The following is a 24545-nucleotide window of genomic DNA, read 5'->3' on the forward strand; positions in this document are numbered from 1 at the left end:
CTGCCCGACTTCTCACCTGCATCGAGCCGAGCCGACCGCTCGAGTGATACTGAACTCTCACACCGACGTATGCGAGGGGTAACCGGACGCGTGACATCGAATTCGACCAGCACCGAGACCGCAGGCACCGACCCGTCGGATTTCGAGGCCGTGCAGAACGGTCCGGACGGTCCACGGTTGCCACCGCGTCCGGTGTATCGGCCCTCCGTCGATCCGGTATCGGCTTCAGTGTTCGGACGTCCCGAGGACGTCGACGGCTCGTTCTCGCCGCGCCGCCCCGGCGAGCAATTGCCGTCGCGTGTGTCCGTTCGACCACCCGATCCGATCCTCGCCGAGGCATTCGGACGTCCGGACGACGCTCAGGAATCGCTCCAGCGTGATCCCGACGGACACAACGACGGCGACACCGCCGCGTCGGAGCCGGCCGATCCGTGGCGTGATCCCGCGTCCCGGGTATCTCTCGGCAGCGCAGCGGTCGATACTCCACCACCTCCTGTGCTTCCTCCCGGAACCAAACTCGGCGTCCGCGACGTGTTGTTCGGACGGTCGGTATCGGTCCGAGCTCTCGTCGTACTCGGTGTCCTCGCACTCGTCATCGGTTTGGTCGGTGGCCTGTTCGGTCGCCTGACCGCCGAGGTGACCGGCGCACTGACCAGCCAAAAAGTGACACTGACCCAGTCCAGCGGTGACGACATCCCGCGCGGGCAGATCAGCAAGGTCGCCGACGCGGTTCTGCCGTCCGTCGTGTCGATCCAGGTGACGCTCGGGGAGACCGGGGGCACCGGCTCCGGTGTCGTGATCAGCGGTGACGGCTACATCGTGACGAACAATCACGTGATCTCCCTTGCCGCGTCCGACCCGGACAACTCGACACTCGAAGTCACCTTCTCCGACGGAACCAAGGTGCCCGGCCGCATCGTCGGCCGCGACACCAAGACCGACCTCGCCGTCCTGAAGACCGAGGTCGGCAACCTCACCGAGGCCCAGCTCGGTAGTTCCGGCGACGTTCGCGTCGGTCAGGACGTCATTGCCGTCGGATCGCCCCTGGGATTGAACAAGACGGTCACCTCCGGCATCGTCAGCGCGCTCGACCGTCCCGTCGCGTTGTCGGGGGAGGGCACCGACACCGATGCGGTCATCGACGCCGTACAGACCGACGCCGCTATCAACCCCGGTAACTCCGGTGGCCCGCTCATCGACTTCGAGGGCCGCGTCATCGGCATCAACTCGGCGATCCGAAGCGAGAGCGGCGGATCGGTCGGCTTGGGCTTCGCGATTCCGGTCGACGAGGTCACCGAGGTGGCACAGAGCCTGATCCGGGACGGCGTCATGAGACATCCGGACTTCGGCATCAACGCCCGCTCGGTCATCAACGACACCTCGGCCGGTGCCGAAGTCGCCAACGTGCGCACCGACGGCCCGGCGCAGCAGGCCGGAATCGTCGAAGGAGACGTCATCACCAAGGTCGGCGATCGCACTGTCGGAGACGCGGACGAACTGGTCGTCGCGGTGCAGGAGACCACGATCGGTCAAGCGGTACCCGTGCAACTCGTCCGTTCGGGACGGCTGGTGGACGTCTCCGTCACGCCGGTTTCGGACTGACGACGTAGGCTGGCAGGCGTGTTCGGCAACATCGGTTGGGGAGAGCTCGTAATCCTCCTCGTAGCAGCTCTGGTCATCCTCGGTCCGGATCGCCTTCCCGGCGCCATCAGCTGGGTGTCCAAGTCCATCCGCCAGGTCAAGGACTACGCCAACGGCGCGAGTCAGCAGCTCAAGGACGAGCTGGGTACCGACTTCGAGGACCTTCGCAAACCGCTCGCCGACCTCAACCAGCTCCGGGGTATGACGCCGCGTGCGGTGATCACCAAGCACCTGCTCGACGGCGACGATTCGATCTTCAAGAACCCCTTGGACGACACCTTCAAGGGCAAGCCCTTCGACACCAAGCCGAAGAACCTCGGCGGACCGACGCCGCAGACAGGTACCCCTCAGAGTGGGGTGTCGATGAGCAAGGACGCGCCGAAACTCGCAGCGGGCGAGACTCCGCCGATCGACGCCGACGCCACGTAAGCCTGAACCCTTCCTCGTTCGGTCTCACCCGTCCGCGTGAATGGACCCTTGCATACGTCTGGGCGCGGCAATGGTCCATTCACCCACACCCCGCTGCTGCGTGAATGGACCACTGCACACGTCTGAGCGCGGCAGTGGTCCACTGACGCAAACGGGAGAGCGGGCGGGCTAGAGAACCTTGTTCAGGAAGTCCTGAGTACGTGGGTTCTGTGGGTTACCGAACAACTCGTCGGGGGTTCCCTCCTCGACGATGACGCCCTCGGCCATGAAGATCACTCGATCCGCGACTTCGCGTGCGAAGCCCATCTCGTGGGTGACGACGACCATCGTCATGCCGCCCTTGGCGAGGTCGCGCAACACCTGCAGTACTTCTCCGACCATCTCGGGGTCGAGTGCGCTGGTGGCCTCGTCGAACAGCATGATCGACGGGCTCATGGCCAATGCTCGGGCGATGGCGACGCGCTGCTTCTGCCCGCCCGAGAGATTGGCCGGCTTGTAGTCGGCGCGCTCGGACAGGCCGACCTGTTCGAGCAACTTCGCAGCCGACTCCTTCGCCTGCGACTTCGACATCTTCTTGGTCTCGACGGGCGCGAGCATGACGTTCTCGAGGGCGGTCATGTGCGGGAAGAGATTGAAGTGCTGGAACACCATGCCGATGTTCTGGCGCACCTTGTCCAGATCGACGTTCTTGCTCGTGAGGTCGGTGCCGTCGACGACGACCGATCCGGCGGTGATGTCTTCGAGCTTGTTGAGGCAGCGCAGAAACGTGCTCTTGCCCGAGCCCGAGGGGCCGATCACACACACCACTTCACCGTTGGCGATCTCGGCGTCGATGCCCTTGAGAACCGTGTTGTCGCCGAACGCCTTCTGCAGGCCCTTGATCGAGATCTTCGTTCCCGGACCGTTGTCGACCGGCAGGTCCTTGGTCAGTTCGGTGCTCATTTGTTGATCCTCTTCTCGAGCCGGTTCGACAGCTTGGTGAGAGCCATGATGATGATGAAGTACAGGACGCCGACGATGAGCCACATGTTGAACGACTCGAAGTTACGAGCGATGATCAAACGACCCGTCTGCGTCAGCTCGGCGAGGCCGATGACCGAGAGCAGCGACGTGTCCTTGAGCGTGATGACGAACTGATTGATGTACGACGGGATCATCGTGCGAATTGCCTGTGGCATCACCACTTTTCGCATCGACTTGAGGTAGCTGATGCCGAGGCTGCGCGAGGCCTCCATCTGTCCCTTGTCGACGGCGAGGATGCCGCCGCGGACGATCTCGGCCATGTAGGCACCGGCGTTGAGCGAGAGCGTGATGATGCCTGCGGTGAACGCCGACATCTGGAAGTTCAGCGCCGCGGGCACACCGAAGTAGATGAAGAATGCCTGCACCAGAAGCGGTGTGCCACGGAAGATGTCGACGTAGGTGGTGCCGATTCCGCGGAGCACGATGTTGGTCGAGACACGGAACAGGCCGAAGATTCCGCCGAGCACCAACGCGATGGCGATGGAAATGACGGTCAACACGATGGTCAGCCACAAGCCCTTGAGCAGCAACTGCCAGCTGCTGGCGATCAGGCCGGGGATGGACGTGTCTGCGGTGGAGGCGTCGGCGTTGAGGTAGGTGTCGAGAATCTGGTCGTACTGGCCGTTGGCGCGCAGGTTCTCGAGGCCGGTGTTGAACTGTTCGAGCAGTTGCGCGTTGGTGCCCTTGGCGACGGCGAATCCGTAACTGGCACCGGCTTCTTTCTCGGTGACGGTCTTGAATCCGTTGCCCTGGGTGATACCGTATGCGAGCACCGGGTAGTCCTCGAAGGCGGCCGCCGAGTTGCCGGTGCGCACTTCCTCGAACATGGTGGCCGAGTCGTCGAAACTGCGAATGGTGAAGCCGTACTGATCTGCGATCGACGCGGCGAAGGTGGCGCCCTCGGTGCCGTTCTTGACTGCGACGGACTTACCGCGCAGATCCTCGTAACCCGTGATCTCGTCGTTGGAATCCAGAATTGCCATCTGGACACCGGAATCGAAGTACGGCTCGGAGAAGTCGAAAGTGGCTTTGCGCTCGTCGGTGATCGACATGCCGGCGATCATTCCGTTGAACTGGCCGCTGGTGACGCCCTGGAGCGCGGTATCGAACCCGACCTGCTCGACGGTGTAGTCGAAGCCTTGATCCACCGAGATCGCGGCCAGCAGGTCCATGTCGATTCCGACGAGTTTGCCGCTCTCGTCCTGGAATTCGAACGGTGCGAACGTGGTGTCGGTCGCGATCGAGTAGTTCTGCGCGGGCGGGGCGGGTTGTGCGGATGCCAGGCCAGGGCCGAGCAGCGATCCCAGCAGGGTCATCATCAGGGCGATCAGAACCGGAACGACGACCGGCCTGATCCGATGCGGCTTCTTCATGAAGGCCACTCTCTATCGACAGTAGGATTGAAGGCAAATCCTAAGGCTTCTACCCTGTTCCCGACGTCGTTTGTCGGGTATAACCGTCGTTTCTAGAGCTTGCGGGCCGAGTCGATTCCGAGCGACATTCCGACCAGTCCACGTTCGCGGACTGCCAACTTTGCGGCGACGGCCTCCAATGCCTGTGCCGCAGGCGATTCCGGGTTGCTCAATACGATCGGCATCCCGGCGTCACCACCCTCGCGGACGGCGGTGTCCAGGGGAATCTGGCCCAGCAGGGGAACGCTGGCACCGACAGCTTTCGTGAGTCTGTCCGATACGTCCTGTCCGCCACCGGATCCGAAGATGTCCATGCGGGTGCCGTCGGGTAGTTCGAGCCACGACATGTTCTCCACGACGCCTGCGACGCGCTGGCGGGTCTGCAGGGCAATTGCTCCGGCTCGCTCGGCAACCTCGGCCGCGGCCTGCTGCGGAGTGGTGACCACGAGGATCTCGGCACTCGGAATGAGTTGGGCAACAGAGATTGCCACGTCTCCGGTGCCGGGGGGAAGGTCGAGCAGTAGCACATCCAGGTCGCCCCAGAAGACGTCGGCCAGGAATTGCTGTAGTGCGCGGTGCAACATCGGTCCGCGCCAGACGACCGGAGTGTTGCCCTGGGTGAATTGGGCGATCGAAATGAACTTCACGCCGTGCGCCTGCGGCGGCATGATCATCTTCTCGACCTGCGTCGGCCGCGCGTCGTTGCCGAGCATACGAGGCACGGAATGGCCGTAGATGTCGGCGTCGAGCACCCCCACCGACAGCCCACGAGCAGTCAGTGATGCCGCGAGATTGACCGTCACACTGGACTTGCCCACGCCGCCCTTGCCCGACGCCACCGCGTAGACGCGGGTCAGGGATCCGGGTTGCGCGAACGGGATGATCGGCTCGGCGGAATCGCCGCGCAGAGACTTGCGTAGTTCGGTGCGCTGCTCGTCGTTCATGACGTCGAGCTCGACTGTCACGGTGCCCACGCCTGCGACGTCGGCGACGGCGTTCTTGACGCGATCGCTGATCTCGGTCTTCATCGGGCAGCCGGAGGTGGTGAGGTAGATGCCGACACCGACGGAACCGTCGGCGGACACATCGATGCTCTTGACCATCCCGAGATCGGTGATGGGTTTGCGGATCTCGGGGTCGATCACCTTCGTGAGCGCGGTCCGAACGTCGGATTCGGTCAGTACAGCCATTGCCTCATGCTAGGCGGTGGGCACTGCGTCGATGGACAGCAGGGCAGGTGCGGACACCCGATCAGTGAATGCGCGGGAGCTGGTCCGACGTCGGGACGATGCCGGTGGCGTATCCGGCCGACCATGCCAGCACGTTCGCCACGTAGGCCATCGAATTGTTGTAGCGCAGGATCGCTCTGGTGGTGGATCCCAGATCACGCATGTTGGTGCCGTCGTCGCACAGGTACATGCCGGTGGCCAGGGCTGCGTCGTACAGATTCTGTGGGTCGGAGACTCCGTCGCCGTTGCCGTCGGCGTGATAGAGGTTCCACGTCGAAGGCAGGAACTGCATCGGTCCCACTGCGCGGTCGTACTGGGTGTCGCCGTCGAGTGCGCCGCCGTCGGTGTCGCGGATCACCTGATTGCCTGCAAGGGTGCCGTTCAGAACCGGTCCGAGGATGGGCTCGTGCAGTTCGCCCGAGTCGTCGACCTTGCCGTTGTTGGCGTGGGTGGACTCGACGCGGCCGATGCCGGCGATGACGGTCCAGCTGATGCCGCAGCCGGGCTGCTGCTGGGCGAGGATCCGCTCGGCGTTCTTGTAGGCGGCGACGTTGACCACCGGAATCGCGATGGGGCTGACGGCCAGGTTGGTGGGGAGCTCCGGTGTGGGCGGGATCTCAGGGACCGGCGCGGGTGCAGGGACCGGTGCCGGTACCGGAAGCTCGGCCTGCGCCACCGGCTGAGCCTGCTGGTCCTGAGTGATCGGCTGGGGGGTCTCGACCACCGAGTTCGATTCCTGCGCAGCAGGCGAGGTCTTCGCGCTGACGAACGGAATGTATTCCGTGGCTCCGGCGCTGGTGGCGGCGGTGACCAGTCCTGCGGGGACGAGACCTGCCAGAGCAATCACCGAATTCCGTCGAACCTTGGAAGTCGATGCTTTTCTGTGACGACCCACGCGTGCTGTACCTCCTGATTTCCCCGGACGACGTCCGGGGCCCGAGCTGATGACCGGGATCGAGGGTACCTGATTCGAGACTGTTCTGTTATCGGGCTGTTATCAGCGGCGATGCCGTGTGGTCAGGGCGCCGGATCGTTATCGGGCGCGTCCGGCGCACCGGCGTCGTCCTGCACCCGCGCGTCGTCCTGCACCCGCGCGGCGGCCTTCTTGCGTGCTTTTTTCGGCGAGGTGACCGGTTGACCTGTTGCGTGCTCGAGCAGTGCCTTGATCTCGTCGAGTTCGCGGCGCAGGTAGTCGCGGGTGGCGACCTCACCGACGGCGATACGCAGCGCAGCGAGTTCGCGGGCCAGGAATTCGGTGTCGGCTTTGGTCTGTTGGGCGCGGGAGCGATCCTCCTCGAGGGAGACGCGGTCGCGGTCGTCCTGCCGGTTCTGGGCCAGCAGAATCAGTGGCGCGGCGTAGGCGGCCTGAGTCGAGAAGGCGAGATTGAGCAGGATGAAGGGATAGGGGTCCCACTGCAGATTGACCGCAACGACGTTGAGGAAGATCCAGACGATGACGATGCCGGTCTGAATAGCGAGATAGCGCCCGGTGCCGAGGAATCTGGCGGCTTTCTCGCCCGACTTGCCGAGATCGAAGTCGAGATTGACGTTGAACATCCGCGATCCGCGCGGAGTGTCCATTCTCTGGCGTGCTGTTTCTTTCACTGTCCGGCCACTTCCTGATCTCGCCAGTCCTCGGGCAGCAGATGATCGAGGACGTCGTCCACGGTCACGGCCCCGACCAGGTGGTCCTCGTCGTCGACAACCGGGCCGCAGACGAGGTTGTACGTCGCGAAGTATCGCGTGACGGCGGTGAGGCTGTCGTCGGGGGACAATCGCGGAAGGGCACTGTCCACCACTCCGCCGACCAGGCTGGCCGGGGGTTCTCGCAGTAGCTGCTGCAAATGGACGCAGCCGAGGTACGGGCCGGTCGGTGTCGCGGTCGGGGGACGCACGACGAACACCAGGGAGGCCAGCGCAGGCGTCAGGTCGGGGTTGCGCACCCGGGCGAGAGCCTCGGCCACCGTGGTCGAGGCGGTGAGCACGACGGGTTCGGGGGTCATCAGACCACCGGCGGTGTCGGGGGAGTGCTCGAGCAGGCGACGGACAGGCGCGGAATCCTCCGGATCCATCAGGCGCAGAAGCGATTCCGCCTCGGTCTCGGGCAGCTCGCCCAGGAGGTCGGCGGCGTCGTCCGGGTCCATGGCCTCGAGCACGTCGGCACCACGGTCCACGCCGAGGTAGTGCATCAACTCCACCTGATCGTCGTCGGGCAGCTCCTGAACGACGTCCGCGAGCCGCTCGTCGTCGAGAGCTCGCGCCACCTCCATGCGGCGCTTGACGGGCAGCTCGCGCATCGCGTTCGCCACGTCGGCCGCGCGAAGATCCTCGAACTGCATGAGCAGCTGCGCCACACCCTGATCGGGCATCGACAGCTCGTTCTGCGTGAGCCCCTGCACGTGCTGCCAGTCCACGACGTGGATCGCGCCGCGGCGGGCGAGGCGCTGACGCTGCTTACGCACAGCCACTCGGGCGACCACCCAGTCCCTCGTTCGGGTGAGCTCGATACCGAGGTCGACGACGATCGAATCGGCGTCGTGCAGCTCGTCGAGCTCGGGGTCGTCGACGCGCACCTTGGAGTCGAGGATCTGCGCGAACACCAGAATCTCGTTGGCGCGCTGGGTGAATCGGCGCAGACTGACGTTTCCGGTCGTGAGTTGAACGGAGTTGGGCTCGATACTGGTCACGCGGAGCATCGGCACGAAAATTCTTCGGCGAGTTGCCAATTCGACCACCAGGCCGAGGACTCTCGGTTGCGCTCTGCCGACGCGCATCGAGATGACCACGTCGCGAACCCGGCCGATCGATTCGCCGTCGGGGCCCAGGACACCCAGGCCTGCGAGCCTGGCCGCGAATACCTTGCTCAGTGCTGCCATGATGGCAAGGTTAGAGGCTGGGCAATACAGAACATGAATCAGACAGGGGTTGTGCTGCGGTGAATGCGTCGGGCCTACGGCGATCGGTACTGGCAGTTCCGGGCAGTTCGGACAAGATGATCGCCAAGGCCAAGGGTCTGCCTGCAGACGCGATTTTCCTCGATCTCGAAGATGCCGTCGCACCCATCGCGAAGGTCGAGGCTCGGGCGCGCATCGTCGATGCGCTCAACTCCGATGGCTGGGGCGATCAGATCAAGGTAGTGCGCGTCAACGACTGGACGACGCAGTGGACGTACGGCGATGTCATCGACGTCGTCTCGGGTGCAGGCCGCAATCTCGACGCCATCCTGTTGCCGAAGGTCGAGTGCGCCGCGCACGTACAGGCGTTGGACCTTCTTCTCACTCAGCTCGAGAAGGAGCACGGTCTCGACGTCGGTGCGATCGGGATCGAGCCGCAGATCGAGAGTGCACGCAGCCTGCGCAACATCGACGAGATCGCGACCGCGAGTCCCCGGGTGCAGACGTTGGTGTTCGGGCCCGCGGATCTGATGGCCAGCGTGAACATGCGCACCCTCGTTGTCGGCGAACAGCCGGTGGGATACGACACCGGCGACGCCTATCACCACATTCTGATGACCATTCTGCTCGCCGCACGGACCCACGGACTGCAGGCGATCGACGGCCCGTACCTGCAGATTCGTGACCTCGACGCCTTTCGTCGGGCGGCCGGCCGCACGGCAGGCCTCGGTTTCGACGGCAAGTGGGTACTGCATCCGACGCAGATCGAGGCCGCCAACGAGATCTTCGCGCCGCGCCAGTCCGACTACGACAAGGCCGAGATGATTCTCGACGCCTATGAGTTCCACACCTCCGCGGCGGGAGGCGCGCGCGGTGCGGTGATGCTCGGCGACGAGATGATCGACGAGGCGAGCCGCAAGATGGCGTTGGTCGTCTCGGCGAAGGGTCGCGCGGCCGGCCTGACGCGCACGACGACGTTCGAGCCGCCCACCTCCTGATCCACGGCGTGTTCGCGGACAGAACAATGGGTGTGACGGTGTCCGTTTCGGGGCACAATGGAGCCATGACCAATCCCCTCTCTCAGTCCGGTCGCCCAGGGCAGGGACTGCCGACGCCGCCCTCCGGTTGGCCCATCGGTTCGTACCCCACCTATGCCGAGGCGCAGCGCGCCGTCGACTATCTCTCCGACGAAGAGTTCTCGGTACAGGACGTCACGATCGTCGGCGTCGACCTGATGCAGGTCGAACGCGTCCTCGGCCGCCTCACGTGGCCCAAAGTCATTGGTGGAGGCATCGTTTCGGGTGCGTGGCTGGGAGTGTTCCTCGGCCTGGTGCTCGGCATCTTCAGCGAGAACATCTTCGGAGCCCTGCTCATCGGTGTCGGCGGCGGCATCATCTTCGGCTTGATCTCGGCGTCCATTCCGTACGCGGCCACCAAGGGGCAGCGAGATTTCGCGTCGAGCATGCAGTTGGTGGCGGGTCGATACGACGTCCTCTGCGAGCCTCGAACGGCGGAGAAAGCACGCGACCTGCTCGCCAAACTGTCGATCTGATCACACCTGGTGGACGACCAGGCAACCGACAGGTAACGGAATAGCCCCAAATCGCCCTCTATGCCAGTGAGTTCGGTTACGTTTCTTTCGTGCACGGCAGTCCCACACAGTGTGCTGCGCGAGTAATTGAACGTACGGAGGCGGAAAGTGCCGAGACATCGTGGTCGTAGGCGTGGCAAAGCGACGAGAATAGGGGTGTTGGCAGCAGCGGCTCTGGTCACGAGTCCGTTGCTCGCAGCGTGTGGTTCGTCCGACAGTTCGGTTCCGGTTCTGAGTTTCTACACCGCCGCAGACGGCGCAGAGCAGTACGCCGCTGCGGCGCAGGTGTGTTCGGATGCCTCGAACGGTCGATACCGCGTGGAGCAGCGGACGCTGCCCAAGAGCGCGAACGATCAGCGTCTCCAGCTCGCCCGACGCCTCGCCGGAAACGACAAGACGCTGGACCTGATGACGCTCGACGTGGTGTGGACGGCCGAATTCGCCGAAGCCGGATGGGCATTGCCCGTCCCGGAAGACCTGTCCGCGAAGCTGCGCGACGGCTCCACGCTCGAAGGACCGCTCGCCACTGCGGAATGGCAGGACCAGCTGTATGCGGTTCCGCTCAACTCCAACACCCAGTTGCTCTGGTATCGGCCCGACGAGGTGCCGGACGGGGTACCGCCGCAGACGTGGGATCAGCTGATCGACGTGGCCGAGGCCAATGCGGCCGCGGGCAAGCCAGGGCAGATCGGCGTACAGGCCAAGCAGTACGAGGGCTTCATGGTGTGGTTCAACTCGCTGCTCGAGAGTGCAGGTGGTTCGGTCGTCGCCGAGGACGGAACGACGGTGACGCTGAACGACACTCCCGAGCATCGCGCGGCCACCGAGAAGGCCCTCGAGATCATTAAGCGGGTCGCCACGGCCGACGGCCACGACCCGTCGGTCTCGCAGAGCGACGAGGCAACGGCCCGGCTCGGGATGGAATCGGGACGGATGGCCTTCCAGGTCAACTACCCGTTCGTGCTGCCCGGTCTGAAGGAGAACGCGATCGCCGGTGCCGTCTCGTTCCTCGATCTGGCAAACGTGCCTGCCGACCAGCAGGACGCGCGGATCGCCGAGGTCTTCCGCAGCGCGCCCTACCCGGAGGTGAACCCCGGCGAGCCCGCGAAGGTCACCATCGGTGGATTCAACATCGGCGTCGCCAAGACGACCCAGCACGAGGATCTCGCGTGGGAGGCCGTCGAGTGCCTCACCAACGAGGAGAACCAGCGCAACAACGCCATCAACGGTGGTGTGCCGCCGGTGCTGAAGTCGCTGTATTCCGATCCGGAGTTCCAGGCCTCCTACCCCGCGTGGGAAGGCGTGCTCGGTTCCATCGAATCGGCGGCTGTGCGACCCGTTTCGCCTGCCTACCAGAGCATCTCGATTCTGTTGACCGATGCGCTCAACCCACCGCAGAACATCGATCCGGTAGCCGACGTGGACAAGCTCGCAGATCTGGTCACGAAGGCCGTCAATTCCGAAGGGTTGATTCCATGAGTGCTCCTACCGATTCAGAGCCCCAGTCGCAGCCTCTGGACAAGCAGGCAGCCCTGAAGAACGTCTCCGACGGCAAGAAGGCCGAACGGCGGCTGGGGCTGTTGCTCATCGCACCCGCAGCGATTCTGATGATCGCCGTCACCGGCTATCCGATCATCTACGCGTTCTGGCTCAGCCTGCAGAAGTACAACCTTGCGTTCCCCGAGGACCGTGAATTCGTCGGCATCTCCAACTACGTCACGGTGCTCTCCGACGGGTACTGGTGGACGGCGTTCGGCGTCACGGCCGGCATCACGATCATCTCGGTGATCATCGAGTTCGTCCTCGGCCTCGCGGTGGCTCTGGTCATGCACCGCACCATCTTCGGTCGCGGACTGGTGCGCACCGTGGTGCTCATCCCGTACGGCATCGTGACCGTCGCCGCGGCGTACAGCTGGTACTACGCATGGACCCCGGGCACGGGATATCTCGCCAATCTGCTGCCCGACGGTAGTGCTCCGCTCACCGAGCAGTTCCCGTCGCTGGCGATCGTCGTGTTGGCGGAGGTGTGGAAGACCACTCCGTTCATGGCGCTGCTGCTCTTGGCAGGGCTGGCGTTGGTGCCCGACGATCTGCTGAAGGCGGCCGAGGTCGACGGAGCAGGCGCGTGGACCAGGTTGATGCGCATCACGATTCCGTTGATGAAGCCGGCGATTCTCGTCGCGGTGCTCTTCCGCACCCTCGACGCGTTCCGCATCTTCGACAACATTTACGTGCTCACCCGAGGTAGCAACGAAACCGGATCGGTCTCGATTCTCGGTTACAACAACCTGTTCGGGGCGTTCAACCTCGGACTCGGGTCGGCGATCAGCATCCTGATCTTCTTCTGCGTCGCGATCATCGCGTTCGTGTTCATCAAGTTGTTCGGTGCCTCGGCACCGGGATCCGACGACGGAGGCCGCAAGTAATGACCACTGTTACGCCTCGCAAGAAGGTCGGTTGGACGGTAGTCAACGTCCTCGTCCTGCTCTATGCACTCGTTCCACTGCTGTGGATCATCAGCCTGTCGTTCAAGTCGACGGCCACCATCGCCGACGGCAACTTCATTCCGCGTTCGATCACCTTCGACAACTACAAGGGCATCTTCTCGACCAATCAGTTCACCTCGGCATTGGTGAACTCGATCGGCATCGGACTGATCACCACGGTGATCGCCGTGGTGATCGGCACGATGGCCGCGTATGCCGTTGCTCGCCTGGACTTTCCGGGAAAGAAGGCACTCGTCGGTGCAGCGCTGCTCATCGCGATGTTCCCCCAGATCTCGCTGGTGACACCGCTGTTCGACATCTCCCGCTCGCTCGGACTGTTCGATACTTGGCCGGGACTGATCATTCCGTACATCACCTTCGCATTGCCGTTGGCGATCTACACCCTCTCGGCGTTCTTCCGCGAGATTCCGTGGGAGCTCGAAAAGGCAGCGAAGATGGACGGCGCAACGCCCGCACAGGCGTTCCGCAAGGTCATCGCCCCGCTGGCCGCCCCCGGCATCGTCACCGCCGCCATCCTGGTGTTCATCTTCGCCTGGAACGACCTGCTGCTCGCCATCTCGTTGACGGCAACGGAACGTTCGGTCACCGTCCCGGCGGCCATCTCGCAGTTCACCGGTAGCTCTCAGTTCGAGGAGCCCACGGGGTCGATCGCGGCGGCAGCAGTCGTCATCACGATCCCGATCATCATTTTTGTGCTCTTCTTCCAACGACGTATCGTGGCGGGCTTGACGTCCGGCGCAGTGAAGGGATAACCGTCATGGCCGAAATAGTTCTCGACAAAGTCACCAAGCTCTACCCCGACGGCGCGGCTGCGGTGAGCGACGTCGACATCACCATCGCCGACGGCGAATTCATCATCCTCGTCGGGCCGTCCGGTTGCGGAAAGTCCACCACCCTCAACATGATCGCCGGACTCGAAGACATTTCCTCGGGCGAACTGCGCATCGCGGGGGAGCGGGTCAACGAGCGTGCTCCGAAGGATCGCGACATCGCGATGGTGTTCCAGTCCTACGCGCTGTACCCGCACATGACGGTGCGTCAGAACATCGCCTTCCCGCTCACTCTGGCGAAGCTCTCGAAGTCCGAGATCAACACCAAGGTCGAGGAGGCAGCCAAGATCCTCGACCTGAGTCAGCACCTCGACCGCAAGCCGGCGAACCTCTCCGGTGGTCAACGCCAGCGAGTTGCCATGGGCCGCGCCATCGTTCGCACACCCAAGGCCTTCCTGATGGACGAGCCGCTGTCCAACCTCGACGCGAAGCTGCGTGTGCAGACGCGCGCCGAGATCTCGCGGCTGCAGAAGCGCCTGGGCACCACCACTGTCTACGTCACGCACGATCAGACCGAGGCCATGACCCTCGGCGATCGCGTCGTGGTGCTGCGCGGCGGACTGGTGCAGCAGATCGGGTCGCCGCAGGAGCTCTACGACAAGCCGCGAAACCTGTTCGTGGGCGGCTTCATCGGATCGCCCTCGATGAATTTCGTTCCCGGACAGCTCACCTCGAACGGCGTGTCCACCGCGCTCGGTGAGATCGACATCCCGCTCGAGCGGATGGATGCGATCAAGGCCAAGAACCCGGGCCGCGAGGTGGTCGTCGGCATCCGCCCCGAGCATTTCGAGGACGCGGCGCTGATCGACGGCTACCAGAAGATGAGCGGTGCCACCTTCACTGCCACCGTCGACGTGCTCGAGTCGATGGGCAGCGACAAGTACGTCTACTTCACGCTCAAGGGTGCCCGCGTCGAGTCGAGCGAGCTGCAGGAGCTGGCGGCCGATGCGGGTATCGCCGATCTCGGTGGCGCACAGGTCGTTGCACGTCTGGCGGCCGAGTCCAAGGCCGCCGAGGGCGGTCAGGTGGAACTGTGGTTCGACCCGGCGAAGATCTCGGTGTTCGACCAGGCCTCGGGTGCCAATCTGACGCTGTAGTGCCTACGGCAGTGGTGTGGTCGAGTGCCCCAGACGGCACTCGACCACACCACTGCGCAGCACTCAGAACGCCGAACCGGTGGTCGGTAACTGGTACCCCTGGAAGAAGTCGAACGGCACCACGTTCGGTGCCGGGTTCTGTAGCTGCGGTGCCGGTGCCTGTGGGAACAGTTCGGGCAGGCGGAACTGATCGGGCTGCTGGTTCTGCTGATACTGCGGCGCGCTGTGGTCACGATCGTCGCGGTCGGACCACAGAGGATCGGCCGACGCGGTGCCGGTGACTGCCACCAGGGGGATGGCCACCAATGCTCCGGTGACTGCTGCGCGGGTGAGAATCTTCTTGGTGTTCATTCGGTGTGCCTCTCGTCGGTGTTCGTACCTCCACGACACTAGGTACGCATGAGGTCGCCGGAAAGGCAGATTCGTTGACTCCCAGTAGATTACGAGTTTCCTGCCAGGGGCCTCGACCAGCGGTTGGACGGTCCATGTCCTGGTCGGAGGAGGGTGTCACCTGTCAGGTCGCTGTGAGGCGGTCGGCAGTGCGTCATACCGGCATGTTCGACGTGGTGGTCGGCTCGGACTCGGCCACTCGCACCGATTCCCCTGCGGCGGGGGTGCTCCTGATGGCCAGGGCAGCGAGTACGACGACAAGGCAGGCCACCGCGCCTGCGACAAAGGCTGCGGTGTATACGCTCTCGCGGGCAACGGCTGTTCCGTCGATGGTGAACATGGCCAGGACGGTGGACAGCGTGGCGCTGGCAATCGAGGTACCGACTGTCCGGACGATCGAATTGACGCTGTTCGCCACCCCGGTGTCCGCTGCGCTGACCTCGGCCATGAGCAGGTTCGGCAGGGCAGCGAACGCAAGACTGACGAACATGTTGATGACGATGCCTGCGGTGATCAGCTGCCAGGTGTGATCGTGGGCGAGTGCGACGAAGACGAATCCGAACAACCCGATCACGGCTCCTGCGATCAGTACTCGGCGCGGCCCGAACGAGCGGATGAGGCGGCCACTGACGACGGCTGCGACCACTCCGACGGCCGCGCCGGGCAGCAGATAGACGACGCTCGCCTGGAGAACATTCGCGGTGAAGCCGTACCCGGCCACGGCTCGTGGCGTCTGCACGAAGTACGAGCAGGCGAGGAAATTGACGAACATCCCGATTCCGACGAACAGGGTGGCGACGTTGGTGGCGAGCAACGGGCCGTGGGTGAGCATGCGCGGTGCGACGAGTGGTTCGTCGGTGCGCTTCTCGAACTTCCACCAGATGGCCCCCGCGACTACACCGACAACCGCGCAGCCGATGGTGGCAACCGAACCCCACCCCCAGGTGCGGCCCTGGGTCAGGGCGAGGAACAGCAGAAGCAGAGTCACCGCGAGCAGTGCAGCTCCCCACCAGTCGACGGTGCCGCCACTGGTTCTCGGACGTGCCGGTACACCGAACCAGGCGATCGCGAGGGCGAGCACCACGAACGCAACAGTGAGCCAGAACACGCGGTGGTAGTCGGCACCGTTGGCCGTCAGCAGCCCGGTCAACACCAGTCCGAACCCGCCGCCGACGCCGAGTGTGCCGGACAGGACGGCCATCGAGCCCACGAGCTTACGAGGAGGCATCTCGTCACGAAGGACGGCAAGCGCGATGGGGAACAGTGCGTAGGACACGCCCTGCAGGACCCGGCCGACGATCAGCCACAGCAACGAGTGAGTCAGGGCCGCGAGCAGAGATCCGGCGAGGACGACGGTGAGCACACCGATCAGCACCGGACGCTTACCGTGCAGGTCGGCGAGCCTACCGATGACCGGGGTGGCGATCACCGCCGCGAGGAGATTGGCCGTCAGTACCCATCCGGCGGCGGTGGTGCTGACCCCGAGTTGGGTGCCGATGGTCAGCACGATGGGGACCACCATCGTCTGCAGAACGGCGAGGGTCATGACGATGAAACAGAGTCCGGGCAGCAGTATGCGGCGGGTGGACATGAAAGAACTACCTCGTTACCTATCGACTATGCGGTGGAACAAAAAATTAAAATGATGAACGCATCTAAGTAACTATCAGAGATCGGTGCACCAGGGAAGTGAGCCGGGGCTGCCACGACGGCCGAGCATCGACGCGGGCAGTACTACGGCCGGGTGGGTTTGCCCAGCGCTTTCTGCCGGAGTTCGCTGACGATCTCGTCGTTCCAGACGTGTTCGCGCACCAGGCGGTAACGCTCCCGGCTCATCCAGAGGTACGCCTCCGCGTCGGTGCGATCCTCGAGGATCTCGGCCGCGCGCACCATGCGCACCACCGGCAGGTACTCCTCACCGAACCAACGCCGCGCGACGGTACCGCGGTCGACGAATTCACCGACCTCCTGCATCAACCGGAAGCCCCACGCCTCCACCGACTCGCTGAGTTGGGCGTAGTCGAACGGATCGGTCACCTGGACGGCCTCGCGGGCCTTGCCCACCAACGGGACACGACTGAGGAAGATGCGCCGGTGATCCTTGATCAGCAGGTCGCCGCGTCGGGTGATGCCCTCGGGGGAGATGCGCGTGATGATCTCGGTGACGACGGCGTCGATCGACGTTCGGTGCATGGCGAACGCGATGGACACTCGATGATGGCCGTCTACGACGAAGTGCATGCCGCCGATGCGGTACACCTGGATCGGGGGCATCGCCTCGCCGCGGCGTTGAGCGGCTGCAAGTCGCTGCCAGCGTTCACGAATGCGCGCCGACGTCGGGCGGAAGAAGCGGTCGAAATCGCGAGTGCGGTCGACGCTTCCGACGATGGTCTCGACGCGAATGACCTGCAGTCCGAGGTGACGCTCGCCTACCTTGCCGAGCGCGGCGACCACCTCGTCGAACGGCAGGATGGTGTTGACGTCGTCGGGTTGACGCCGGAGCCATCCGACCAGACGGGCGACGTCGGCGCGTCGGCGCTGGCGGGTGAAGTCGTTCTCCGCATCGGCGGCCGGAAATCCGGTGTCACGTGCCATGCCTGCGCCTCACGATCCTCGGTGCCTCGAATTCGGTTCTCTGTCCGCCCGGTTCGATCTCGAGCAGGGTGTACCCGACGGTGTTGATCACCGCTGCGCCGTGCAGGGTCAGATCCTCCGGCGTTGCGCCGTGCGGATGAATATGGCCGTGCAACAACAACTGTGGGGCGAGTCTTCGCGTCACCTCGTCGAGGCAGTCGAAACCGATGTGTGCGGGGTCGGTGTCGTCTCCGACGCCGAGCGGCGGACTGTGGGTCAGCAGAATGTCCAGGGGCCGAAGGTCTTTGCGGACGTTGCGATGCCACGCGAACGTCCGAGTCAGGGTGCGTGAGCGTCGACGTTGCTGCCGCTGGGTCCACTGGTTGGGCCCACCGTTGTAGCGGATGGACCCGCCGAGACCGGCGATCCGCAGGCCCGCCGCGGAGACGATTCGGCGATCGACGTTGACGGCTCCGACGGGTCCGGGCCAGGTGGTGGGGAGCCCGGCGCGCATCCATCCCGCACGTCCGGCCGAGTAGCCGGTGAGGTCCGCGTCGTGGTTGCCGGGAACGAATACGCACGGCGCGTTCAAGGCATCGGTGAGGTATTCGAGGTAGTCGAACGGAAGGTCGCCTGCGCCGAGAATCAAGTCGACTCCGAGCGACTTCACCTGCGGACTCCACAGGGATTCGATCGTTTCGTCGGACACTGCGAGAACGGAGACCACGGGTACGACGGTACCCACCTCCGCTGCGTGGCACCTCCGAACGGACTTCTCGGGCATCGGTGGTGTTGGATGGGTCAGGTGAGCGACAGTGTTGGATGGGTCACGTGAGTGACAGTGTCATTGCAGCGGTACGCGCACATCTGCTGACCGAGATCGGCGACGAGAATCCTTCGTCGGCGTCGGTGACGTTCCTCGGCCTCGAGCCGCTGGACGTCCTGAGATTCGGCGCGGACTCCGACGTGGTCCGGTACGTCAGTCTCGGCTGTTCCCGGCACCCCATGGCCGATCCCAACGAACTCGTCGCAGATCCCTCGCGTGGCCCCCGAGCCGAACTGGTGCTGACTCTCCGAGGCGGCGCAGGCGTGGCCTCGGGCGTGCACAAGAGCCTGGCCATCCTTGCTGCGTCACCCGCGGTGGAGGGCGTCGTACTCGTCGAGGACGCGCTGCTCGATCTGAGTGAGCCGCTGTGGACCAACGCGCCGTTCACCGCTGTGCTGCTCGGGGCGAGCGACATCGCAGACCTGACATTGCCCGAGCCCTACGATCCGGTTCGCTTTCTGGCCGCCGTCCCTATCACCGGCACCGAGGCAGCCTGGGTGCGGTTGCGCGGAGCCGATGCGCTGCGTGAGGCCTGGGCCGAGGCGGGAATCGACGTCCGCGATCCCAACCGGTCTGCCGCCAGCCTCTGACGAAGTCACCGCGCGTAGGACGCCAATTCCGGTTCGGCGGTGACGGAATCGTCGAACAGGTGCCGAGGTACCTGAGCCAGATACTTCAGTCCGGTGATCGCCGCACGCGCGTCGTAGCGCAGGTTCGGCATCGCGGTGGTGAAACACAGATTGTCCGAGATGCGCTCGCGCACAGCAGGTCCGTCGTGTTCGAGCGCGTCGAGGACGAGATGAAAGGCGACGTTGTCGCCGATGATGTTGAAGTGTTCGACGGGCCGCAGCGGACAGATGTCCTGGACGGCGATGTTCGCGGCTCCAGCGAGAGTGCTGGCGTGCGGTTGCGGATAGATGAGCTCGTCGAAGCGCGTGAAGATCGAGGTGTAGCTGGGTCCGACGGGCAGCGGACGGGCCGCCAGCGCGGTGAGGAACTTCGATCCGGTGGCGATCTGCCAGTTCGCCGGCGGGCACTCCTGCGAGTCGTCGCACCCCGAGCGGGCCGAGTCGGTGCCGTTGTACGGGGTGGCGAGGGAGATGAAATCCGACACCAGGGCAGGCAGGTCCGGCCAGAACGTCAACGCCCACAGCTCGTCGAGCGGGCCGTGCTGGTGACCCATCAGGACGACCTGGCGACCGCTGTCGGCTGCCATCGTCCGAACCGCGTGCACCACGTACTGGGCGGCGACCTGTAGGTCTCCGTACCCTTCGTCCGGCAGCGAGAGGCTGCACACCGGTATCCCTGCGGCGGGCAGTGACTGCAGATAGTTCCAACCGAACGATTGCTGATCGGTGGCGAAAGCGGGGGTGAGCAGAACCGGATCGCGGGTGGCCTCGTGCACATCCGTGGTGCACGTGAGTGCCTTGTCGAGATCGGCCTGCGCGACGGTCAGCGGCGGACCGGCGGGATCGGCGTTGACCGGCTGAGCCGACGCGGCCCCCGGTGCGGACGAACAGATCACGGCGACGGCGACGGCCGATACCAGCGTGCGGATTCTCATCGATCCCTTCCGAATGACAATGCAGGGCTTCTGCAGTCTCATCCGGCGAGGACAGGTGGGTTCGTCACCCGGCGGCGTTCGGGGCAATCACCAACAACCGGCGCTCGACGTTGGACGACGTCCAACGTCGAGCGTGGCTGCTAGAGCCAGTCGTTCTTGTGGAACGTGCGCCACAATCCGATGCAGACGCAGGCGACGATCCCGGCGATCAGGTGGTAGCCGTAGGTCCAGTGCAGCTCGGGCATGTTGTCGAAGTTCATCCCGTAGATGCCCGCGACCATCGTTGGCACTGCCGCGATCGCCACCCACGCCGAAATCTTGCGCATGTCCAGGTTCTGCTGCATCGTCACCCGGGCCAATGCGGCGTCGACCAGCGAACTGAGTACCTCGTCGTACTCGGAGATCCGCTCGGCAACGGTGGTGTGGTGGTCCTGGACGTCTCGTAGATACCGTCGCACGGCCTTCGGCACGCTCGGTTCCTGCACCAGACGAGCCAACGGCGTCGACAGCGGCGTCACCGATCGGCGCAGCTCGACGACCTCCCGCTTGAGCAGGTAGATGTTCTCGATGGGCACGTGGTGGTGCGGGGAGAACACCTCCTCTTCCATACCGTCGACGTCTCGCTCGATCGACTCGGTCACCGCCAGATACTCGTCGACGACGTGGTCGGCCACAGCGTGCAGCACCGCGGACGGCCCGAGTGCGAGCTGTTCCGGGTTCGCTTCGAGGCGCTGCCGGACGCCGGCCAACCCCGAATGCTCACCGTGCCGGACGGTGATGACGAAGTCGCTGCCGACCATCACCATGATCTCGCCGCTCTCGACGATCTCGTTGGCGGTGGTGACCGACTCGTGCTCGACGTACTTCACCGTGCGCAGCACCAGGAATGCAACGTCGTCGTAGCGTTCGAGTTTCGGTCGCTGGTGTGCGTGCACGGTGTCCTCGACCATCAATTCGTGCAGTCCGTAGCACTGCGCGATCGCGTTCATCTGATGGTCGTCGGGCGCATGGAGGCCGACCCACACGAACCCCTCGCCGCGCGCACGGACCTCCGCAATGGCCGAGGTGTGGGTGAATCTGCCGGGCAATCGGGAGCCGTCGACGTACACCGCGCAGTCGACGATCGCGCGGGCCGTGGGCACCGGAATTCTCGGGCCCGGATCGTGTGCGGCCTTGGGTCCTCGTCGATGCAGCGACGGTAGCGACGGTCGAGGTGGAAGGGACGGCATGGCGGGCAATCGTACGCCAGCAAAACGACGAGACGGAGAGCCTGGAACACTGTCGAGGTGCTCATCGATCTTCATACCCACTCGACGGCGTCCGACGGTACCGACAGCCCGGCCGAGCTGGTCCAGGCGGCGTCGGCGGCGGGACTGTCGGTGGTGGCGCTGACAGACCACGACACCACGTCGGGCTGGGACGAAGCGGCCGCGGCCGTTCCTCCCGGTCTGACGCTCGTGCGCGGTATGGAACTCTCGTGCACCGGACGCGGTGAGGACGGCGAACCGGTTCCCGTGCACCTGCTCGCGTACCTCTTCGACCCCGAGAACGAGGCGTTCGCGGCCGAGCGAGCGCGTCTGCGCGGCGAACGGGTGACGAGGTTGCGAGCCATCGCCGAGAACATGGCGGCCGACGGTCTGCCGATCGATCCCGACGCGGTGTTGGCCTCGGCCGGTGCCGCAGCCGGACGTCCCCATCTCGGCCGCGCGCTGATCGACGCCGGATACGTTCCGGACATGAACGCCGCGTTCGCCGGTCCGTTGGCGACCAGCGGCAAGTACTACGTGGAGAAGGTGGACACTCCACTCGAGGCTGCGGTACAGATGATCGCAGCAGCAGGCGGGGTGAGTGTGCTCGCGCATGCTCGGGCCCGCGCGCGCGGACGCATCCTCGACCTGGACCACATTCGAGAACTGACGCCGTTGGGGCTCGGCGGAGTAGAGGTCCATCACATGGATCATTCGCCCGAGGACACTGTGGTGATGGCCGATCTCGCCGCCGAACTGGACCTGATCGTCACGGGGTCCTCGGATTACCACGGGACCAACAAGACGGTGCAACTCGGCGAATACACCACTGCCCCGGACCAATACGACCGAATAGTTGCGGCGGCTCGCTCATGACCTTCGATGTGACGCTCTACCTGACCGTGCTCATCACCCTGTTCGTCATTATGGACCCGCCGGGCGCTATCCCGGTGTTCCTGTCCCTGGTGGGCCGCAAGAGCAAGGAAGCTCGCAACAAGGCCGCATGGCAGGCACCCGCCGTCTCGCTGACCGTCATCTCGGTGTTCGCCATCGGCGGTCAGGCGATTCTGAGCTACCTGCACATCGGCATCCCGGCACTGCAGGGCGCGGGCGGTTTGCTGCTCCTGCTCATCGCCCTGTCGTTGCTCACCGGCAAGGGTGCGGGCGGCGACTCCGCGGCGGAGGACGTCAACGTCGCCCTCGTGCCGCTCGGGACTCCGCTGATGGCAGGTCCCGGTGCCATCGCCGCGGTGATCGTCTACGTCAGCCAGGCCGACGGTGACGCGGGCTCGTTACTGGCAATTGCGTTGGGCATCATCACTATTCACGTGCTGTTCTTCTTGATCTTACGATTCTCGACCGTACTGATCCGTCTTCTCGGTGAAGGTGGCATCTCGCTGCTGGCGCGTATCGCAGGTTTGTTGCTCGCCGCCATTGCGGTGCAGTTGATCGCGGATTCGGTTCGCGGATTCGTGGCCGGCGGATGACCGGGGCCAGGGCGGGAGCGGGGCTCCGCTTCCTGCGGGGGTTCAGCGGTGTCGTCACCGCGGGTCTGGTGGTGCTCGCGATCGGTGTCGCCGTCACTCAATATCTCGGACACTCCCGCGGATTCCCCGGGCCAGGGGGTCTGTCCGTCGCTGCACACATCGCTGCCGCCGTGGTGGCCGTCGTCGCCCAACGCATCGCGGATCATCGGCGCGGGTTCTCCGCGTTCGTCGGTGCACTCGTCGTCTTCGTCGTCACCGGCCTGGTGCTGTGGACACAGTGGTGGCAATGACGACAGGGGTGGCAATGAGGACAGCAGACGGGGTTCGCTCCTGACTCTGTGGTCAGGTGGCCGAGCGGTGTGGCACACTGAGCCCACCGATAGGGCTACAGCCCATCGCTGATCGTGTCGGCACACCCGCCGCACCTGCGAGACACGCTTTCGGCAGTTTGCAGCCAGCACTGGCGCACTCCGAGCGCTCTCCATTCCCAGAACCACTCACTTCGTTGACATGCGTCGCCTTGCTGGTCGAGGTCGACAGTGCGAGGAGCTTTCACCGTGACGGCAGTCGAAGACACCACAGCACCGAACTCGGCACCGGCAGTGCCGGCCGCGATCACCGACGAGGAGATCTTCGCCGGGCATCTCGGCGGAAAGCTGTCGGTCGAGTTGGCGGCGCCGCTCGAGACCCAGCGCGATCTGTCCATCGCCTACACCCCTGGAGTGGCCCAGGTCAGCCGCGCCATCGCGGCCGACCCGGCGCTCGCCAAGCGCTACACCTGGACCGATCGCCTCGTCGCCGTCATCTCCGACGGCTCTGCAGTGCTCGGCCTGGGCGACATCGGCCCACGGGCGTCGTTGCCGGTGATGGAGGGCAAGGCCGCACTGTTCAAGAAGTTCGCCGGTCTCGACTCCATCCCGATCGTCCTCGACACCAACGACGTCGACGAGATCGTCGAGACCATCGTGCGGATGCGGCACAGCTTCGGTGCCGTCAACCTCGAAGACATCTCGGCCCCGCGCTGCTTCGAGATCGAACGCCGGGTGATCGAGGCGCTCGAGTGCCCGGTGATGCACGACGACCAGCACGGCACCGCCATCGTCGTCCTCGCTGCGCTCAACGGGGCAGCGAAGGTTCAGGGCCGCAACACGTCCGAACTGAAGGTCGTCGTCTCCGGAGCCGGCGCAGCGGGCGTCGCGTGCACCAACATGCTCCTGCTGGCCGGCATCCCGGACGTGGTGGTGCTCGACTCCAAGGGGATCGTCTCCTCCGATCGCCACGACCTCACCAGCGTCAAGACCGATCTCGCTGCGCGCACCAACCCGCGTGCACTGTCCGGCGGAGTGGCCGAGGCATTGGCCGGAGCAGATGTGTTCCTCGGTCTGTCCGCAGGCAAGGTCGACGAGGGCTGCATCGCCTCGATGGCCCCGGAGTCCATCGTGTTCGCCTTGTCCAATCCGGACCCGGAGATCCACCCGGAGGTGGCGAGAAAGTACGCCGCCATCGTCGCGACCGGACGCAGCGACTTCCCGAACCAGATCAACAATGTTCTCGCCTTCCCCGGTGTGTTCAAGGGTGCGCTCGACGCGGGCGCTCGCCGTATCACCGAAGGCATGAAGCTCGCCGCTGCCGAGGCAATCCTCTCGGTTCTCGGCGACGAGTTGGCTGCGGACAAGATCGTGCCCAGCCCACTCGATCCTCGTGTCGCCCCGGCCGTTGCGGACGCAGTTGCGGCAGCAGCGCGAGCCGAGGGCGTCGCGTAGGAAAACGGAAGAAACACCGGCGAACCCAGCCCTACCAGGGC

At 64.7% G+C, this 24545-nt stretch carries 25 protein-coding genes; 13 read left to right on the forward strand and 12 right to left on the reverse strand.

Annotated elements, in window-relative coordinates:
• The first annotated feature begins 69 nt into the window (after positions 1-69).
• Together CH286_RS15705 and tatB are read left to right on the forward strand one after the other, a co-directional pair.
• Positions 70-1602 carry a S1C family serine protease gene (locus CH286_RS15705; protein WP_230592465.1) on the forward strand — a complete coding sequence of 511 codons (1533 nt, stop codon included), beginning with the start codon at positions 70-72 and terminating at the stop codon, positions 1600-1602.
• 18 nt (positions 1603-1620) lie between these two features.
• Positions 1621-2070: a Sec-independent protein translocase protein TatB gene (gene tatB, locus CH286_RS15710; RefSeq protein ID WP_032403023.1), complete on the forward strand. Its 450-nt coding sequence runs from the start codon at positions 1621-1623 to the stop codon at positions 2068-2070.
• A gap of 168 nt (positions 2071-2238) precedes the next feature.
• On the opposite strand, the gene CH286_RS15715 is transcribed toward tatB, so the two are convergent.
• The 6 genes from CH286_RS15715 to CH286_RS15740 form a co-directional block, all read right to left on the reverse strand.
• Complete coding sequence (locus CH286_RS15715) at positions 2239-3012, reverse strand: amino acid ABC transporter ATP-binding protein (RefSeq protein WP_052077604.1); 774 nt, start codon at positions 3010-3012, stop codon at positions 2239-2241.
• Complete coding sequence (locus CH286_RS15720) at positions 3009-4466, reverse strand: amino acid ABC transporter substrate-binding protein/permease (protein WP_037153377.1); 1458 nt, start codon at positions 4464-4466, stop codon at positions 3009-3011. Before CH286_RS15720 ends, CH286_RS15715 begins: the two co-directional genes overlap by 4 nt.
• A gap of 92 nt (positions 4467-4558) precedes the next feature.
• The gene (locus CH286_RS15725) at positions 4559-5695 is read right to left on the reverse strand and encodes an Mrp/NBP35 family ATP-binding protein (RefSeq protein ID WP_032375923.1); all 1137 of its coding nucleotides are present in this window, start codon (positions 5693-5695) and stop codon (positions 4559-4561) included.
• Between the two features lie 61 nt (positions 5696-5756).
• Complete coding sequence (locus tag CH286_RS15730) at positions 5757-6629, reverse strand: lytic transglycosylase domain-containing protein (protein WP_032375922.1); 873 nt, start codon at positions 6627-6629, stop codon at positions 5757-5759.
• A 122-nt stretch (positions 6630-6751) separates the two neighbouring features.
• Positions 6752-7315 (reverse strand): DUF1003 domain-containing protein, encoded by a 564-nt coding sequence (locus tag CH286_RS15735; protein WP_094609685.1) that lies wholly within the window; start codon positions 7313-7315, stop codon positions 6752-6754.
• A 20-nt stretch (positions 7316-7335) separates the two neighbouring features.
• Positions 7336-8610, reverse strand: coding sequence for a magnesium transporter MgtE N-terminal domain-containing protein (locus CH286_RS15740; RefSeq protein ID WP_032375920.1), 1275 nt, complete (start codon positions 8608-8610; stop codon positions 7336-7338).
• A gap of 59 nt (positions 8611-8669) precedes the next feature.
• On the opposite strand from CH286_RS15740, the gene CH286_RS15745 reads away from it, so the two are divergent.
• The 6 genes from CH286_RS15745 to CH286_RS15770 all read left to right on the forward strand — a co-directional run bounded on the left by CH286_RS15745 (position 8670) and on the right by CH286_RS15770 (position 14653).
• Complete coding sequence (locus CH286_RS15745) at positions 8670-9626, forward strand: HpcH/HpaI aldolase/citrate lyase family protein (RefSeq protein ID WP_094609686.1); 957 nt, start codon at positions 8670-8672, stop codon at positions 9624-9626.
• Between the two features lie 65 nt (positions 9627-9691).
• On the forward strand, positions 9692-10180 hold the full coding sequence (locus CH286_RS15750) for a general stress protein (RefSeq protein WP_008714301.1): 489 nt from the start codon (positions 9692-9694) through the stop codon (positions 10178-10180).
• A gap of 195 nt (positions 10181-10375) precedes the next feature.
• Positions 10376-11698: an ABC transporter substrate-binding protein gene (locus tag CH286_RS15755; RefSeq protein ID WP_032403028.1), complete on the forward strand. Its 1323-nt coding sequence runs from the start codon at positions 10376-10378 to the stop codon at positions 11696-11698.
• A complete protein-coding gene (locus CH286_RS15760) occupies positions 11695-12645 on the forward strand; it encodes a carbohydrate ABC transporter permease (protein ID WP_032375917.1) in 951 nt (316 codons plus the stop codon). The genes CH286_RS15755 and CH286_RS15760 overlap by 4 nt, the downstream gene beginning before the upstream one ends.
• Positions 12645-13478, forward strand: coding sequence for a carbohydrate ABC transporter permease (locus CH286_RS15765; RefSeq protein ID WP_032375916.1), 834 nt, complete (start codon positions 12645-12647; stop codon positions 13476-13478). Before CH286_RS15760 ends, CH286_RS15765 begins: the two co-directional genes overlap by 1 nt.
• Before the next feature lie 5 nt (positions 13479-13483).
• Positions 13484-14653, forward strand: a complete 1170-nt coding sequence (locus CH286_RS15770) for an ABC transporter ATP-binding protein (protein WP_032375915.1) — start codon at positions 13484-13486, stop codon at positions 14651-14653.
• A gap of 63 nt (positions 14654-14716) precedes the next feature.
• On the opposite strand, the gene CH286_RS15775 is transcribed toward CH286_RS15770, so the two are convergent.
• From CH286_RS15775 to CH286_RS15790, 4 genes are all read right to left on the reverse strand, one after another.
• Positions 14717-15004, reverse strand: a complete 288-nt coding sequence (locus tag CH286_RS15775; protein ID WP_032403030.1) for a hypothetical protein — start codon at positions 15002-15004, stop codon at positions 14717-14719.
• A 193-nt stretch (positions 15005-15197) separates the two neighbouring features.
• On the reverse strand, positions 15198-16634 hold the full coding sequence (locus CH286_RS15780) for an MFS transporter (RefSeq protein ID WP_094609687.1): 1437 nt from the start codon (positions 16632-16634) through the stop codon (positions 15198-15200).
• Positions 16635-16777: 143 nt separating this feature from the next.
• A complete protein-coding gene (locus tag CH286_RS15785; RefSeq protein WP_032375913.1) occupies positions 16778-17638 on the reverse strand; it encodes a hypothetical protein in 861 nt (286 codons plus the stop codon).
• Positions 17628-18344: a metallophosphoesterase family protein gene (locus CH286_RS15790; protein ID WP_032375944.1), complete on the reverse strand. Its 717-nt coding sequence runs from the start codon at positions 18342-18344 to the stop codon at positions 17628-17630. The genes CH286_RS15785 and CH286_RS15790 overlap by 11 nt, the downstream gene beginning before the upstream one ends.
• 104 nt (positions 18345-18448) lie before the next feature.
• Here CH286_RS15790 and CH286_RS15795 point away from each other — a divergent pair, with 104 nt between their 5' ends.
• Positions 18449-19033, forward strand: a complete 585-nt coding sequence (locus CH286_RS15795; protein ID WP_094609730.1) for a suppressor of fused domain protein — start codon at positions 18449-18451, stop codon at positions 19031-19033.
• Positions 19034-19038: 5 nt separating this feature from the next.
• On the opposite strand, the gene CH286_RS15800 is transcribed toward CH286_RS15795, so the two are convergent.
• Positions 19039-20007, reverse strand: coding sequence for a lipase (locus tag CH286_RS15800; RefSeq protein WP_094609731.1), 969 nt, complete (start codon positions 20005-20007; stop codon positions 19039-19041).
• A gap of 140 nt (positions 20008-20147) precedes the next feature.
• Positions 20148-21236, reverse strand: a complete 1089-nt coding sequence (locus tag CH286_RS15805) for a magnesium and cobalt transport protein CorA (RefSeq protein ID WP_032375912.1) — start codon at positions 21234-21236, stop codon at positions 20148-20150.
• Between the two features lie 57 nt (positions 21237-21293).
• Here CH286_RS15805 and CH286_RS15810 point away from each other — a divergent pair, with 57 nt between their 5' ends.
• From CH286_RS15810 to CH286_RS15825, 4 genes are all read left to right on the forward strand, one after another.
• The gene (locus CH286_RS15810; RefSeq protein ID WP_037153364.1) at positions 21294-22130 is read left to right on the forward strand and encodes a PHP domain-containing protein; all 837 of its coding nucleotides are present in this window, start codon (positions 21294-21296) and stop codon (positions 22128-22130) included.
• The gene (locus CH286_RS15815) at positions 22127-22741 is read left to right on the forward strand and encodes a MarC family protein (protein ID WP_032375910.1); all 615 of its coding nucleotides are present in this window, start codon (positions 22127-22129) and stop codon (positions 22739-22741) included. Before CH286_RS15810 ends, CH286_RS15815 begins: the two co-directional genes overlap by 4 nt.
• Positions 22738-23031 carry a hypothetical protein gene (locus CH286_RS15820; RefSeq protein ID WP_052058643.1) on the forward strand — a complete coding sequence of 98 codons (294 nt, stop codon included), beginning with the start codon at positions 22738-22740 and terminating at the stop codon, positions 23029-23031. Before CH286_RS15815 ends, CH286_RS15820 begins: the two co-directional genes overlap by 4 nt.
• A 267-nt stretch (positions 23032-23298) precedes the next feature.
• Positions 23299-24504: an NAD(P)-dependent malic enzyme gene (locus CH286_RS15825; RefSeq protein ID WP_170944760.1), complete on the forward strand. Its 1206-nt coding sequence runs from the start codon at positions 23299-23301 to the stop codon at positions 24502-24504.
• The last annotated feature ends 41 nt before the right edge of the window (positions 24505-24545 follow it).

Origin of the sequence: Rhodococcus sp. WWJCD1 (assembly GCF_002258735.1) — a bacterium.
GTDB lineage: Bacteria > Actinomycetota > Actinomycetes > Mycobacteriales > Mycobacteriaceae > Rhodococcoides.